The sequence below is a fragment of the Polynucleobacter difficilis genome (genome assembly GCF_003065365.1).
GTDB classification, from domain to species: domain Bacteria; phylum Pseudomonadota; class Gammaproteobacteria; order Burkholderiales; family Burkholderiaceae; genus Polynucleobacter; species Polynucleobacter difficilis.
This window is the reverse complement of record NZ_CP023276.1, coordinates 544,619-558,036: the sequence shown is the minus strand read 5'-3', so window position 1 is coordinate 558,036 and position 13,418 is coordinate 544,619. Positions and strand designations below refer to the sequence as shown.

At 52.8% G+C, this 13,418-nt stretch carries 12 protein-coding genes; 7 read left to right on the top strand and 5 right to left on the bottom strand.

The window, feature by feature from the left end:
• Position 1 precedes the first annotated feature (1 nt).
• Entirely contained in the window at positions 2-637 is a 636-nt protein-coding gene (gene pdxH / locus AOC34_RS02920) for a pyridoxamine 5'-phosphate oxidase (protein ID WP_108468697.1), read from the top strand.
• On the opposite strand, the gene msrA is transcribed toward pdxH, so the two are convergent.
• Positions 634-1,194 carry a peptide-methionine (S)-S-oxide reductase MsrA gene (gene msrA, locus AOC34_RS02915; protein WP_199908312.1) on the bottom strand — a complete coding sequence of 187 codons (561 nt, stop codon included), beginning with the start codon at positions 1,192-1,194 and terminating at the stop codon, positions 634-636. The two genes, pdxH and msrA, sit on opposite strands and share 4 nt — an antisense overlap.
• 72 nt (positions 1,195-1,266) lie before the next feature.
• Between msrA and AOC34_RS02910 the strand changes: the two genes are divergently transcribed.
• The gene (locus tag AOC34_RS02910; RefSeq protein ID WP_108468696.1) at positions 1,267-2,685 is read left to right on the top strand and encodes an aldehyde dehydrogenase family protein; all 1,419 of its coding nucleotides are present in this window, start codon (positions 1,267-1,269) and stop codon (positions 2,683-2,685) included.
• Here the strand turns inward: AOC34_RS02910 and leuE are convergent.
• The gene (leuE, locus tag AOC34_RS02905) at positions 2,665-3,345 is read right to left on the bottom strand and encodes a leucine efflux protein LeuE (RefSeq protein ID WP_108468695.1); all 681 of its coding nucleotides are present in this window, start codon (positions 3,343-3,345) and stop codon (positions 2,665-2,667) included. The genes AOC34_RS02910 and leuE overlap by 21 nt on opposite strands.
• Positions 3,346-3,578: 233 nt before the next feature.
• Between leuE and AOC34_RS02900 the strand changes: the two genes are divergently transcribed.
• Positions 3,579-5,216, top strand: coding sequence for a DEAD/DEAH box helicase (locus AOC34_RS02900; RefSeq protein ID WP_108468694.1), 1,638 nt, complete (start codon positions 3,579-3,581; stop codon positions 5,214-5,216).
• 2 nt (positions 5,217-5,218) lie between these two features.
• Complete coding sequence (locus AOC34_RS02895) at positions 5,219-5,785, top strand: chorismate--pyruvate lyase family protein (protein ID WP_108468693.1); 567 nt, start codon at positions 5,219-5,221, stop codon at positions 5,783-5,785.
• Here AOC34_RS02895 and AOC34_RS02890 read toward each other — a convergent pair.
• Together AOC34_RS02890 and hemC are read right to left on the bottom strand one after the other, a co-directional pair.
• Positions 5,748-6,608, bottom strand: coding sequence for a uroporphyrinogen-III synthase (locus AOC34_RS02890; protein ID WP_108468692.1), 861 nt, complete (start codon positions 6,606-6,608; stop codon positions 5,748-5,750). The two genes, AOC34_RS02895 and AOC34_RS02890, sit on opposite strands and share 38 nt — an antisense overlap.
• Positions 6,609-6,613: 5 nt before the next feature.
• Positions 6,614-7,570 (bottom strand): hydroxymethylbilane synthase, encoded by a 957-nt coding sequence (gene hemC, locus AOC34_RS02885; RefSeq protein WP_108468691.1) that lies wholly within the window; start codon positions 7,568-7,570, stop codon positions 6,614-6,616.
• A 42-nt stretch (positions 7,571-7,612) separates the two neighbouring features.
• Here hemC and argH point away from each other — a divergent pair, with 42 nt between their 5' ends.
• Genes argH through AOC34_RS02870 form a run of 3 tightly spaced genes read left to right on the top strand, consistent with a single transcriptional unit; the run spans position 7,613 to position 11,144 of the window.
• Positions 7,613-9,037: an argininosuccinate lyase gene (gene argH / locus AOC34_RS02880; protein ID WP_108468690.1), complete on the top strand. Its 1,425-nt coding sequence runs from the start codon at positions 7,613-7,615 to the stop codon at positions 9,035-9,037.
• A 26-nt stretch (positions 9,038-9,063) separates the two neighbouring features.
• On the top strand, positions 9,064-9,615 hold the full coding sequence (locus AOC34_RS02875) for a TRAP transporter small permease subunit (RefSeq protein ID WP_108468689.1): 552 nt from the start codon (positions 9,064-9,066) through the stop codon (positions 9,613-9,615).
• A complete protein-coding gene (locus AOC34_RS02870; protein ID WP_108468688.1) occupies positions 9,612-11,144 on the top strand; it encodes a TRAP transporter large permease in 1,533 nt (510 codons plus the stop codon). The genes AOC34_RS02875 and AOC34_RS02870 overlap by 4 nt, the downstream gene beginning before the upstream one ends.
• 2 nt (positions 11,145-11,146) lie before the next feature.
• Here the strand turns inward: AOC34_RS02870 and AOC34_RS02865 are convergent, their stop codons facing one another.
• Positions 11,147-13,402 (bottom strand): arginine/lysine/ornithine decarboxylase, encoded by a 2,256-nt coding sequence (locus AOC34_RS02865; protein WP_108468687.1) that lies wholly within the window; start codon positions 13,400-13,402, stop codon positions 11,147-11,149.
• Positions 13,403-13,418 lie beyond the last annotated feature (16 nt).

Sequence of the window (13,418 nt, the reverse complement as noted above, 5' to 3'; positions counted from 1 at the left end):
CATGGAATCCATTGCTGAATTACGTAAAAACTACACCCGCGGCGAACTGTCCGAACAAGACGTACCGCAGGAACCGTTCAGCCTTTTTCAGACTTGGTTCGAGCAAGCAGTCCAGGCGCAATGCCCTGAGCCCAATGCAATGGCATTGGCAACCGCAAATCAAGCCGGCATTCCATCTGTCCGTATTGTCCTATTAAAAGCAGCAGACCACGGTAGTTTTACCTTCTTCACCAATTACGAAAGCCAAAAAGGCAAGGAGCTGGCTGCACAGCCCCATGCATCCTTACTCTTTCATTGGCACGAGCTAGAGCGGCAGGTGCGCATTAACGGTACCGTCGAACGGGTGAGCGCCGCTGAAAGCGATGCCTACTTTCATTCTAGGCCGCCGGCTTCGCGGATTGGTGCGTGGGCCTCGCCGCAAAGCGCCGCCATCCCCAGTCGTGAGTTTCTAGAAAACCAGGAGCGGCAGTTCAAGGCGGAGCATGGTGATAACCCACCTCGCCCACCCCATTGGGGCGGCTACCGCCTGACTCCAAATCAAATTGAATTTTGGCAAGGCAGGCCTTCGCGTTTGCACGACCGCATTTGCTATAGCCGCAGCGAGAGCGGCTGGTCGATTGCACGACTAGCGCCTTAATTAAAAGCAGGATTGATCAAGCTTTTTAAGGTGGCGCGGAACTTAGCGAGCTTTGGCGCAACCACTGCCATGCAATATCCTTGTCCTGGGTGCTGGACAAAATAATTCTGGTGGTAATCCTCGGCTGGATAAAAGATCGGAGCCGGGGCAATGATGGTGACAATCGGCCTTGGAAAGATTTTTTCATCGCCCATTTCTGCAACTATCGCTTGTGCCGCTGCCATTTGCGCATCGGAGTGCGTGAAGATAACCGAGCGGTAACGCGCGCCCACATCATGACCTTGGTAATTGAGGGTAGTTGGATCGTGAATCACAAAAAAGATGGTGAGGATTTCCCGATAGGAAACAATCGCTGGATCAAACTGGATTTGCACGACCTCAGCATGACCGGTGGTTTCCGAGCACACGGCTTCGTAGTTAGGGTTTGTGTCATGGCCGCCAGCATAGCCAGACACAACCGAATGCACGCCGCGCACCTGCTGATAGACCGCCTCTAGGCACCAAAAGCAGCCGCCCCCAAGGGTTGCTGTCTCAAAAGTCATTTGTTTTTCATCCATGGCTTTATCCTAATGCCTTATTGCTATATTTGCACAAACCCACTTAGACCCGTCAAACTGATATTGCCCTCTATGAATCGCCTGACCATCCAGCTTGATGAAATCCGCGCAGCGTATGCAGCGGAGCCGCACTCTACGCTTGAGAAACGCCTGGAACGGATTGGCCGCGTGGAGGCGATGCTGCGCTCCAATGAAGAAAAGCTCTGCAAGGCAGTTGCTGCTGACTTTGGTCACCGTCATCCGATGGAAACCCAGCTGGCAGAACTCAGTCAAATTTATCAGGCCTGCCGGTATACCAAAAAACACCTTAAAGAATGGCTCAAACCCATTCATTTAGACACCCCAGCCTACCTATCAAGCTCGACTGCTTGGATGCAAGCCCAGCCCAAGGGCATTGTGGGCATCATGAGTCCCTGGAACTACCCCATCTTGTTGACGCTCGCGCCGGCCATTGCCGCATTGGCTGCCGGCAATCGCGTTTGGCTTAAACCATCGGAGCGCAGCAGCCGTACCTCGGGGTTTTTGGCGACCTTGATTCAGGAGTATTTTCATTTCACTGAATTCAGCGTGACGACGGGTGATGCCAACACCGCAGCCGATTTTGCCGCACTACCTTTTGATCACCTGTTCTTTAGTGGCAGCACTGCCATCGGTAAAAAAGTGATGCGCGCCGCTGCTGATAATCTGGTACCAATCACTTTAGAGCTGGGTGGCAAGTCTCCCGCACTCGTGGATGCTTCCGCCAATTTAGGCGATGCAGCCAGCAGCATTGTGTATGGCAAATTACTCAATAGCGGGCAGACCTGCATTGCGCCGGACTACGTTCTGGTTGGCGAGCAACAACACGATGCACTCCTGACTGAACTCATGAAGGCGGCACAAGCTCAATTTGCTAAACCTGAAATGCTCACGGGCCCAATTGATCCAGAGCAAACGGCGCGCTGGCATTTTTTAGTCGACGATGCGATTGCCCATGGCGCAATAGTGACACCTTTACTCGAACCCAATACTGAGTCAGGGCGAGTTTTTGAACCGGTTGCACTGAGCAAGGTTTCTCCGAAATCCGCCGTAATGAAAGAAGAAATCTTCGGCCCCATTCTGCCGATCATCTCGGTTGCGGATGGTGTAGCCAGTACAACAGCCATGATTGATTTCATCAACGCAGGAAGTTCACCTACGCCACTGGCGCTCTACTGGTTTGGAAAGAATAAGGTGAATCTCAATCGCGTGATTGCCGATACCCGCTCTGGCGGCATCACCGTCAATGATGTGCTGTTGCATGCCGCATGCGATGGCATCCCCTTTGGTGGCATTGGGTCTAGCGGCATGGGCGCATACCACGGCAAAGCCGGATTTGATGCCTTCAGTCACTACAAGCCAGTACTTCAGGTTCGCGGTTTGTTTGGACTCAATTGGTTGCGCGGCACTAGCGCAGTCCATCCACCCTATGGAAAAAAAGTAGCGCGCTTATTAAAGCAACTCAAGAAGTAAACGCAGACTAAAGGCAATAAAGAGCACTCCGGTTGCCAGCCACAGGCTGGCTGCAATCCGGGGATGCCTCTTTACCAAGCCCAAGCAATGCTGACCCGCCGCAATCAGAGCGGCCAAATACGCCATGCTAATCAATTGAGTCACGACTGCGAGATAGAAAAAACCGAGCGCCGGCTGATGAAAGTCAGGATCAACGAATTGCGTAAAAAAAGAAATGAAAAAGAAAATGGCCTTGGGGTTCGTGAGTGCCAGTAGCAGTGCCGCTAAAAAAGGATGGAGGCGCAGGATTGCCTCCGCTTGTGGCAGACGAGACGTGTTTGCAGTCGACCCCTTAGCCTGCAAGCGTGCCAACCCAACGCGGATAATTCCAATGCCCAACCACGCTAAGTAGCCTGCACCCAGGAGGCGAAGCATTCCATAGATGAGAGGTGAGGATGCGAGTACGGTTGCTGCGCCCAAGGTAACGCTGAGCATGATGATGGCATCACCCACCACAATTCCAGCCGATGCCCAGATCCCTTTACGCCAACCTTTTTCTGCGGATAAAGCTAGAACGTAGAGCGAATTGGGTCCTGGCAGCAAGATAATGAGGATCGCCCCCAGCAGGTAACTGGGGAAGTGAATGATGCCGAAGTCAGTCCAATGCAGTAAAAAGCCCATAAAACGATGATAATCAGATTCAATACCCTAGGGATTGCCCTTAGGGTGGAACCATGCCATAATGGAGGGCTTTTTGAAACATCGTCCCCAGCAATTTACATATTCAGCGAATCAGTTTAGTAGCAATAAACACACCGCTGCCGCTTGTCTGATGGTCGATGCCCTAGACCATCGCGCCCTTTAAAATACTGAGGCGCACAACCGGAGACATCCCCGACGGGGATGTGATTTGCATGACTTTTTTAAATGAAAACCACACTGGGTCAACTGACTCGCATACCGATGTTCCTGCAGGCGAAAAAGTAACGGTATCTGTCGTTACTTCTAGCGCCAATGCATTTGCATCGTTTGGCTTAGCAGCCCCCCTCTTACAAAACGTAGCTGAATTGGGTTTTACCCAAGCCACTCCAGTACAAGCACAGGTTATTCCTGCGGCCTTGGCTGGCGGCGACCTCTTGGTCAGCAGCCAAACCGGTAGCGGCAAAACCGCTGCCTTTTTACTTCCTTTATTGAATCAATTGCTGGCGAGCAACCCAAGCAATTCGCCTGTTCCTGGCCGCGCACAGCCAAAAGTATTGGTACTGTGCCCAACCCGTGAACTAGCCCAACAAGTCGCTGCCGATGCCATTAACTTAGCCCGCGGCTTTAAAGGCATTCGGATCGCAACTGTGATGGGCGGCATGCCTTACGGCAAGCAGATCCAAGCACTCAAAGGTGCATTGCTCGTCGTTGCAACTCCAGGTCGTTTACTCGACCTGAGCGACAGCCGTGCAATTCGCCTGGATGACGTCAAGCAACTCGTGATTGATGAAGCTGACCGCATGTTAGACATGGGTTTTGCGGATGACCTCGAGGCCATTGATGAGCGTTGCAAGCAGCGCACTCAAACCCTGATGTTCTCAGCGACCTTTGCACCTAAAGTGATGTCCTTGGCTACCCAATTGACCAATGATGCAAAGCGCATTGAGCTCGCGCAAGCCGGTGACGTGCACTCCAACATTGAGCAAAAAATGCATTGGGCTGACAACATGGCGCACAAGCACCGCTTGTTAGAGCACCTCTTAACCGATCCCACCGTGGATCAAGCGGTAGTATTTGCAAGCACTCAAGTGGAAAGCGAGAAGATTGCCGACACCTTGCGTGCCAATGGTTACGAAGCAACTGCACTGCACGGCGCAATGCCACAAGCGGTTCGTATGCGTCGCCTCGAATCCCTGCGTAAAGGCCACACCAAGATTTTGGTTGCTACTGACGTTGCTGCGCGCGGCATTGATGTCCCCCGCATCAGCCACGTGATTAACTTTGGCTTGCCAATGAAGCCGGAAGATTACACACACCGCATCGGTCGTACGGGTCGTGCTGGTCGTAACGGCATAGCTATTACCTTAGTTGAACATCGCGATCGTGCCAAGATTCGGAACATCGAACGCTTTACCCAGCAAGACATCGTTGCTTCCGTGATTCCAGGTCTTGAGCCACAAGCCAAGCCTAGCTTTGGTGGTGGCGGTGGACGTCCTGGTAGCCGCTCGGGTGGCCGTCCTGGCGCACGCTCTGACTCGCGTCCTGGTAATCGCTCCGGTGGTCGTTTTGAATCCCGTTCAGGTGGTAGTCATTTTGAGTCGCGCAGCGGTGGCGATTCCCGTCCAGCGCCACGCTTTGATTCCAAGCCAGCCGGTTTTTCGGGCGACTCACGTCCAGCCAATCGTTTTGATTCCAAACCATCGGGTGCACGCTCAGGCGATTCACGCCCTACCGGTCGTTTTGATTCCAAGCCAGCAGGCGCTCGCTCGGGCGATTCACGCCCAACGGGTCCTCGCTTTGGTAAGCCAAAAGCAGCGGGAAGCCAACGGAGATCCTTCGGCGGTAACTAAGCATGCTCCACCGCAATCGCCTCCGTTCTGTTTGGAATCGAGTCGGTTCCGGTGGAATTCACCTTGCCCCGCGACAGTGGCAAACGTGGCTTAGTGACACTGGTTCTTTAACGCGTAAACTCGAAGTGGCTTTTGAAAGTCGCATTGAGGTACAGGTTTTAGCAGATCGACTTCAAACCATCCATAGCGACGAAAGTCGCTTTTTTCATGGCCGCACCAAACGCTGTCGTGTGCGGGAAGTGCTCTTACTCATCAACCAAGAGCCAGTCGTCATCGCCCGTAGCATCATTCCCATACTGACCGCAAGCGGTAGTAATCACACCATCCTAAAGTTAGGTAAAAAGCCGCTGGGTGCTGTTTTGTTTCAGGGTCGTAACCGCAATCGCAATCGACTCAGAACCCATCGCGAGATTACCCAATTGGATCGTCGCCACCCCTTGTGGAAAGACGGTCAGCGTCGTTATCCTGAAATGCCAACCGGCGCATGGGCCAGAAGAACCCTCTATCACTTAAAGGGCCACCCCTTATTGGTTAATGAGGTTTTTTTGACTCTGCCTCCAGCCAATTAATTGCAGCGCTAACTAAAGCAGCATCACCCGAGTGGCACTCCAGTACAGTCCCAAAACCAATCTCGTGTGCGCTACGAGCGATGTTGTGATGCGGGCATAGTGCGCTTGCACTCGCCAAATAATCTTGGCGGCCCTGTTGTTTTAAAACGGCACCTAAATGCCGAACTGCTTCAGACGAAGTGAGGATCAACAATGCCTCATCCGTATTCGCATTAAGGACCTTCTCCCACTGTGGGCTCGACTCACTCAGAGGTATCCGCGAGTACACGGCAATCGCTTCAACCTGTGCTCCAACCGCCTGCAATTGATCCGCTAGCCACTCGCGACCGCCGTCACCGCGAAATACCACGACCCGTCGGCCTGCCCAGCTCGAAAAGCGATGTTGAATCGCCTCCCACAGTCCTTCGGAATCCCACTGTGCGGGATTGCCTGGCATCCAAATGGGGGTTGGTGTTTTGGCTTCTCTGCCGATGCCGTGGCGCTCCAGGGCATGGTAACTGCTTTGACCCACCACTCCAATCGGAATCGGGCGCTGTGCGATCGACTGCCAATCGTCGCCTAATAATCGCATGGTGCACTCGATGGCATTCGGGCTCACAAACACGGCGAAGTCAGCGGTCTGCATTGCTGCACGGATTGCAGCAGCAACATTAGGATCGGATTTTGGAACGATTGTTAAGAGCGGTAGGGCAAGAATCTGCGGCGCTTGCCAATCCTGCCCGGTACGCGTGGCTGCTTTGTCCGCGATTGCTGCTTGAAGCGCCTCAGTTAAGGCGCTTGCTTGACCACTTGGCCGAGTGACAACCAGCGTAGTGGATTTCATGATGATTACGGCAGTAAGTCGCTCGCACCTTGGGCCATCAGGTCCTGCGCCACAGAGAGCCCCAGGGCTTCTGCATCGGCAACCGTTTTAATCGTGGCAGCAGCACTAGCCAAACAAATCTGGGTGCCATCCACGCTTGCCACAAAGGAGCGAATGCCTAACTCAGAGTCATTCCACTCACCATGTGCTGCCAGAGGTACCTCACATGAACCACCCAGTTGCCGGGATACCATCCGCTCTGCCGAAACGGCAAGCAAGGTAGGCAGGTCATTGAGTGGCGCGAGCCAGGCATGCATATCTGCACGATTGCTGAGGGTTTCAATCCCGAGGGCGCCCTGGCCTGCTGCGGGCGTGTAGGGATCAAGCGGCAAGAAGGCTTTAATGCGACTCGCTAGGCCCAGGCGCTTTAAGCCAGCAGCAGCCAAAATAATCGCCTGGTATTCGCCGCGGTCCAATTTGCCCATCCGGGTGTCTAAATTACCGCGCAAGGGTTGAATCTGTAGATGGGGGAAGTGCTTGCGCAGGATAGCCTCCCGGCGCAGGCTGGATGTGCCGACAACGGCGCCCTGTGGTAACTCATCCAGTGAGGCGTAATCGTTGGAAACAAAGGCATCACGCGCGTCTTCACGGCTCATCACGCACGTTAAGGCAAAGCCGTCCGGCATGATCATCGGCACGTCCTTTAAGGAATGGACTGCCAAATCGGCCCGCCCATCAGCCAAAGCAGCCTCCAATTCCTTCACAAACAATCCCTTGCCGCCCACTTTCGATAGGGTGCGATCAAGGATTTGGTCGCCGCGGGTGGTCATTCCTAAAATCTCGACCTGGCAGTCGGGATAAAGGCCTTTTAAGCAATCTCGCAGGTGCTCTGCCTGCCACATGGCTAGGCGGCTTTCTCGGGAGGCAATGACTAAACGGGCTGGCGTCAGGGGGAAAGGGGCAGAATTCGGGTGTTGGGACATAACATTTAAAATAGAGATGACTGACACCAATATACTGCCTTTATGAGCTCCTCTAAAAATTCCCTGGCCAACAAGGCCCAAGCGTGGTCGGCGCGCTTTGCCGAACCGGTCGATGAACTGGTCCAGCGCTATACCGCGTCCATTGGGTTTGACCACCGCTTTGCCCTGGTCGATATCGAGGGCTCTTTGGCCCACGCCGAAATGCTCGCAAAGCAAAAAATCATCAGCGCCGCCGATTTAGCGGACATTCAAAAGGGAATGGCCCAAATCAAAGGGGAAATCGAAGCCGGGCAGTTTGAGTGGCAGCTGGCCTTAGAGGATGTTCACCTCAATATCGAGGCCCGCCTGACTGCGTTGATTGGTGATGCGGGTAAGCGCCTGCATACCGGCCGCTCACGCAATGACCAGGTGGCTACCGATTTGCGTTTGTGGCTACGCAGCAACATCGATGAGATTCAAGGCTCCTTAACGGCATTACGCTCTGCTTTACTGAATCTGGCAGAGACGCATGCAGCCACCATCATGCCAGGCCATACCCATTTACAGGTTGCTCAGCCAATCACCTTTGGTCATCACCTCATGGCTTATTTTGAAATGTTTAGCCGCGATGCCAGCCGCCTAGCCGATTGCCGCAAGCGCATGAATCGCCTGCCGCTGGGCGCAGCCGCCCTGGCCGGAACCAGCTACCCAATTGACCGCGAGTGGGTTGCTCAGAAGCTGGGCTTTGATGGCATTTGCACCAACTCCCTGGATGCCGTATCGGATCGGGATTTTGCGATTGAGTTTTGTGCCTTTTCGGCGACGCTGATGATGCACGTCTCGCGCCTATCGGAAGAACTGATCTTGTGGCTTAGTCCGCGCTTTGGCTTCATTGATTTACCAGATCGCTTCTGTACGGGCAGCTCAATCATGCCGCAAAAGAAAAACCCCGACGTACCCGAACTGGCCCGCGGTAAAACAGGACGCGTGTATGGCGATTTGATTGCCTTGCTGACCCTCATGAAAAGCCAGCCCTTGGCTTACAACAAAGACAATCAAGAGGATAAAGAACCCCTGTTCGATGCAGTCGATACCGTGCAAGATACCTTACGTATTTTTGCCGACATGATTCCGCACATCGAAGTTCAGAAGGCAGTCATGCAAGCAGCGGCTGAAGAAGGGTTTGCTACTGCGACTGACTTAGCCGACTACTTAGTTAAAAAGGGTTTGGCGTTTCGGGACGCGCATGAGGCAGTAGCCCATGCCGTTAAAGCTTGCGTTGGTCGCAAGTGCAATCTAACGGACCTGAACTTATCCGAGCTCCGCTTTGCTTGCGGCTTGGATACCAGAGCCGATCTCATTAGCGAGGATGTGTTCCCCCTCTTGACCGTCACTGGATCAGTGCAGTCTCGCCAGCATCCGGGTGGCACTGCGCCACAACAAGTCTTGGCGGCCGTCCAGCGTGGCCGCGCCGAACTCAAGCTCTAACCGACCCCTCTCCTTTAGGAACGGTGATGGCTTTCTGGCAGCGCATCTCCTCTAGCATTGACAGCATCAATGCCTGGCTTGGGAAGGCCGCAAGCATCTTCATTTTGCTTTCCTGTGTGATCTCAGCAGGCAATGCAATCATGCGCTACGGCTTTGATCTCAGCGATAACTGGCCCTTGGAATTGCAATGGTATTTATTTGCCGCGGCCGTGATGCTCGGCGCCTCCTACACCTTAAAGCGCAATGAGCATGTCCGGGTGGACCTGATCTACGCTCGCCTCTCAGAGCGCGGTCGTATCTGGGTGGATCTATTTGGTCTGAGCTTCTTTTTAATGCCAGCCTGCATCTTGTTTACGTGGCTGTCCTGGACCTCCCTGTTCTACCCCTCATTCTTGTCTCTTGAACATTCGATTAATTCGGGCGGACTCTTGCGCTACCCGATTAAGTTTGTCGTGCCGATGGGGTTTTTCATGTTGTGCCTACAAGGCCTCTCTGAAATCATCAAGCGCGTCGCTTTGTTGCAAGGTAATGCACTTGGCGCCCCTGCCGTTACTGCCTACGAGAAGCCCAAACAATGATTCCCTTGGAGTGGATGCCGCCCTTGATGTTTGCTGGCCTGATTGTGTTTATGCTCATCGGCTTTCCAGTGGCGTTTTCATTGATGGCTGCTGGACTTTTCTTTGGCGCCATTGCGATTAGCCAAGGCTTTTTTGATCTGGTCTTTTTGCAAGCCATACCGCAGCGTATTTTTGGTGGCGTACTAGCCAACGACTTATTGCTAGCCATTCCCTTCTTTACCTTTATGGGCGCCATTCTGGAGCGCTGCGGCCTTGCAGAAGAAATGCTGGAATCCATGAGTCAACTCTTTGGACGAATACGCGGGGGGCTAGGGTATTCGGTCATCATCGTCGGCTTTGTACTGGGTGCCATTACGGGAACGGTTGCAGCGCAAGTGATTGCGATGACCATGATTTCCTTACCCATCATGATCCGCTACGGCTACAACATGCGCTACGCCACTGGCGTATTAGCAGCCTCTGGCACGATCACCCAATTGGTACCGCCCTCCCTTGTATTAATTGTGCTCGCCGATCAACTCAAAACGCAAACCGGCAGCGCCGATGTCGGCAGCATGTACTTGGGGGCCTGGGGCCCATCCTTGATTCAGATTGGGCTTTTTGCGCTCTATACCTTTGTACTCACTCGCCTCAAACCAGACTGGCTACCAGCAGCGCCACTTAGTGATGTGCAAGCTAATGGCTGGGTGCTGTGGAAAAAATGCCTGCTCGGCATTATTCCATCTGCTGTTTTAATCTTTTTAGTCTTGGGTACCATTTTGCTCGGCATTGCCACCCCGACCGAGTCTGGCGCAATGGGGGCAATGGGGGCTCTGTTACTCGCTTGGCTGCGGCGCGCCAAAATTGCTAAGCTCAAAAAACAAATTACCGAGTCCTATCAAAACACCATGCGCCTAACCTCGATGGTGATCTTTATCTTGATCGGCTCCACCTGCTTCTCGGTGGTATTTCAGGGAGTGGATGGCGGCGTGTGGGTGGAGCACCTCTTTGCCAACATCCCCGGCGGCTGGATTGGATTTTTGATTGTGGTGAATATCTTGGTCTTTTTCTTGGCCTTCTTTTTAGACTTCTTTGAGATTGCCTTCATCATCGTCCCCTTGCTAGCACCGGTCGCTGAAAAAATGCTCGCTCCGGTTTTGCTTGAGGCCATGGGTGGCAATCTGCAGGCTGCTGGCAATGCGGCCCTCGTGTGGTTTGGCGTCATGCTCTGCGTCAATATGCAAACCTCCTTTATGCACCCGCCATTTGGCTTTGCCTTGTTTTATCTTCGTGGGGTTGCGCCCAAAGAGGTCAAGAGCAGTGATATTTACTGGGGCGCTCTGCCTTGGGTTGGCTTGCAACTCATCATGGTTGGTTTGGTCATTGCCTTTCCGGCACTGGTCACCACGTTCTTGGATAAGCCGCCGCCCGTCGCAATCAATTCAGAGTTTGACTTTACGAGCGAGCAAAGTGGTGAGGGAGAGAAGGCCTCACCCAAAGCAGATCAGGATGCGCCAGTCCGCTTTGAGCTTGAAAAACCCAGCCGATAAACTTATTTTTCTAAACGCACGCAATCAACGTAGTATTCGCTGCGACCATCCACCTCAGTCTTTACCAGGCCATGGATGTCGGTCTCAAAGCCAGGAAACTGTGCATTAAAGTCGCGTGCGAAGTAGAGATAGTCAACGATGCGTTTATTGAAACGCTCGCCCGGAATCAACAACGGAATGCCGGGTGGATAGGGCGTAACCAACATGGCAGTAACGCGCCCTTCGAGTTGATCCAATGGCACGCGATCGACTTTTTTGTGCGCCATTTGCGCCCAAGCATCCGATGGCATCATCGCGGGCACCATGTCGGAGGTATACATCTCCGTTGTCATGCGCGCAACATCACGGCCTTTATAAAAAGCATGAATTTGCTGGCAAATATCGTTTAGGCCAACGCGTTCATAGCGCGGGTGCTTGGCCACAAACTCGGGCAATACTTTCCAGAGCGGTGCGTTTTTATCAAAGTGATCTTTAAATTGCTGGAGCTCGGTGACCAAGGTATTCCAGCGGCCCTTGGTAATACCAATGGTGAACATGATAAAGAAGGAATACAGTCCGCATTTTTCAACAATAATGCCGTGCTCAGCTAGATACTTGGTGACGATGCTCGCGGGTATACCGGTTGTGCCAAAGTTGCCTTCAATATCAAGACCAGGGGTAACGATGGTCGCCTTGATGGGGTCCAGCATATTGAAGTCGTCAGCCAACTTACCAAAGTCATGCCAGCTAGCGTTGGGCTCTAGAACCCAGTCATTGCGTTCACCAATACCGTCTTCAGCCAAATGATCGGGGCCCCACACCTTAAACCACCAATCGGCACCAAATTGCTCATCGACTTCGCGCATGGCTCTGCGGAAATCCATCGCCTCCGCAATCGACTCCTCCACCAAGGTAGTTCCGCCTGGGGCCTCCATCATCGCAGCCGACACATCGCACGAGGCAATGATGGCGTACTGCGGGCTGGTAGAGGTATGCATCAAGTAAGCCTCATTAAAGCAATCGCGATCCAATTTATGCTCATCCGCATCTTGCACCAAGACTTGCGATGCTTGCGATAAGCCAGCCAACAGTTTGTGGGTTGATTGGGTTGCGAACATCAAGCTTTTCTTAGTGCGCTTACGGTCAGCGCCAATCGCATGCATGTCTTTATAGAAGGGATGGAAGGCTGCATGCGGTAACCATGCTTCATCGAAATGCAAAGAATCCACCTTGCCATCGAGCATCTCTTTAATCATTTCGACGTTGTAGATAATGCCGTCGTAGGTACTTTGCGTGAGTGTCATCACGCGGGGTATGGCGTTCTTATCTTTAATGAAGGGGTTGGCATCGATTTTCTTTTTGATGTTGGCCCACTCAAACTCTTCTTTTGGAATAGGGCCAATAATGCCGAGGTGGTTACGCGTTGGCATCAGGAAAATCGGAATCGCGCCCATCATGGTGATCGAATGAATCACCGATTTATGGCAATTGCGATCCACTAACACAATGTCACCTGGGGCAACCGTCGAGTGCCAAACAATCTTGTTAGACGTGGACGTGCCATTGGTTACGAAAAACAAGTGATCGGCATTGAAAATCCGCGCGGCATTGCGTTCGCTAGCTAGAACTGGGCCAGTATGGTCAAGTAACTGACCTAATTCTTCAACGGCATTGCATACGTCGGCGCGCAGCATGTTTTCACCAAAGAATTGATGGAACATGCGGCCCACTGGGCTTTTGAGGAAAGCAACGCCGCCGGAGTGACCAGGACAATGCCAGGAATATGAACCTTCAGAGGCGTAATGCGTCAGGGCACGGAAGAAGGGAGGGGCCAATGAGTCGAGGTAGACCTTCGCCTCACGAATGATGTGGCGTGCTACAAACTCCGGCGTGTCTTCATTCATATGAATGAAGCCATGCAACTCACGCAAGATGTCATTGGGCATATGGCGCGAAGTACGGGTCTCGCCATACAAGAAAATCGGAATATCTTCATTGCGCTTACGCACTTCGGCAACAAATGCGCGCAGATTATTTAAGGCGGGCAAGTCATTGTCTTCGGTATCGCTGATGAATTCCTCGTCATCAATCGATAAAACAAAACAGGAGGCGCGCGAGGCTTGCTGTGCAAATGACGTTAAGTCCCCATAGCTGGTTAGGCCAATCACTTCAATGCCCTCACCTTCGATCGCTAAAGCGAGGTCGCGGATGCCTGAGCCAGAAATATTTTCAGAGCGAAAGTCCTCATCAATAATGATGATTGGGAAACGAAATTTCATGTGTGCCTTTGGAAAA

Excerpts from the sequence above, each read along its gene's own strand:
- AOC34_RS02875 (WP_108468689.1), top strand. The coding sequence starts at position 9,064 with ATGGCTTTCTGGCAGCGCATCTCCTCTAGCATTGACAGCATCAATGCC.
- AOC34_RS02910 (WP_108468696.1), top strand. The coding sequence starts at position 1,267 with ATGAATCGCCTGACCATCCAGCTTGATGAAATCCGCGCAGCGTATGCA.
- pdxH (WP_108468697.1), top strand. The coding sequence starts at position 2 with ATGGAATCCATTGCTGAATTACGTAAAAACTACACCCGCGGCGAACTG.
- AOC34_RS02870 (WP_108468688.1), top strand. The coding sequence starts at position 9,612 with ATGATTCCCTTGGAGTGGATGCCGCCCTTGATGTTTGCTGGCCTGATT.
- AOC34_RS02890 (WP_108468692.1), bottom strand. The coding sequence starts at position 6,608 with ATGAAATCCACTACGCTGGTTGTCACTCGGCCAAGTGGTCAAGCAAGC.
- AOC34_RS02865 (WP_108468687.1), bottom strand. The coding sequence starts at position 13,402 with ATGAAATTTCGTTTCCCAATCATCATTATTGATGAGGACTTTCGCTCT.
- msrA (WP_199908312.1), bottom strand. The coding sequence starts at position 1,194 with ATGGATGAAAAACAAATGACTTTTGAGACAGCAACCCTTGGGGGCGGC.
- AOC34_RS02900 (WP_108468694.1), top strand. The coding sequence starts at position 3,579 with ATGACTTTTTTAAATGAAAACCACACTGGGTCAACTGACTCGCATACC.
- hemC (WP_108468691.1), bottom strand. The coding sequence starts at position 7,570 with ATGTCCCAACACCCGAATTCTGCCCCTTTCCCCCTGACGCCAGCCCGT.
- argH (WP_108468690.1), top strand. The coding sequence starts at position 7,613 with ATGAGCTCCTCTAAAAATTCCCTGGCCAACAAGGCCCAAGCGTGGTCG.
- leuE (WP_108468695.1), bottom strand. The coding sequence starts at position 3,345 with ATGGGCTTTTTACTGCATTGGACTGACTTCGGCATCATTCACTTCCCC.
- AOC34_RS02895 (WP_108468693.1), top strand. The coding sequence starts at position 5,219 with ATGCTCCACCGCAATCGCCTCCGTTCTGTTTGGAATCGAGTCGGTTCC.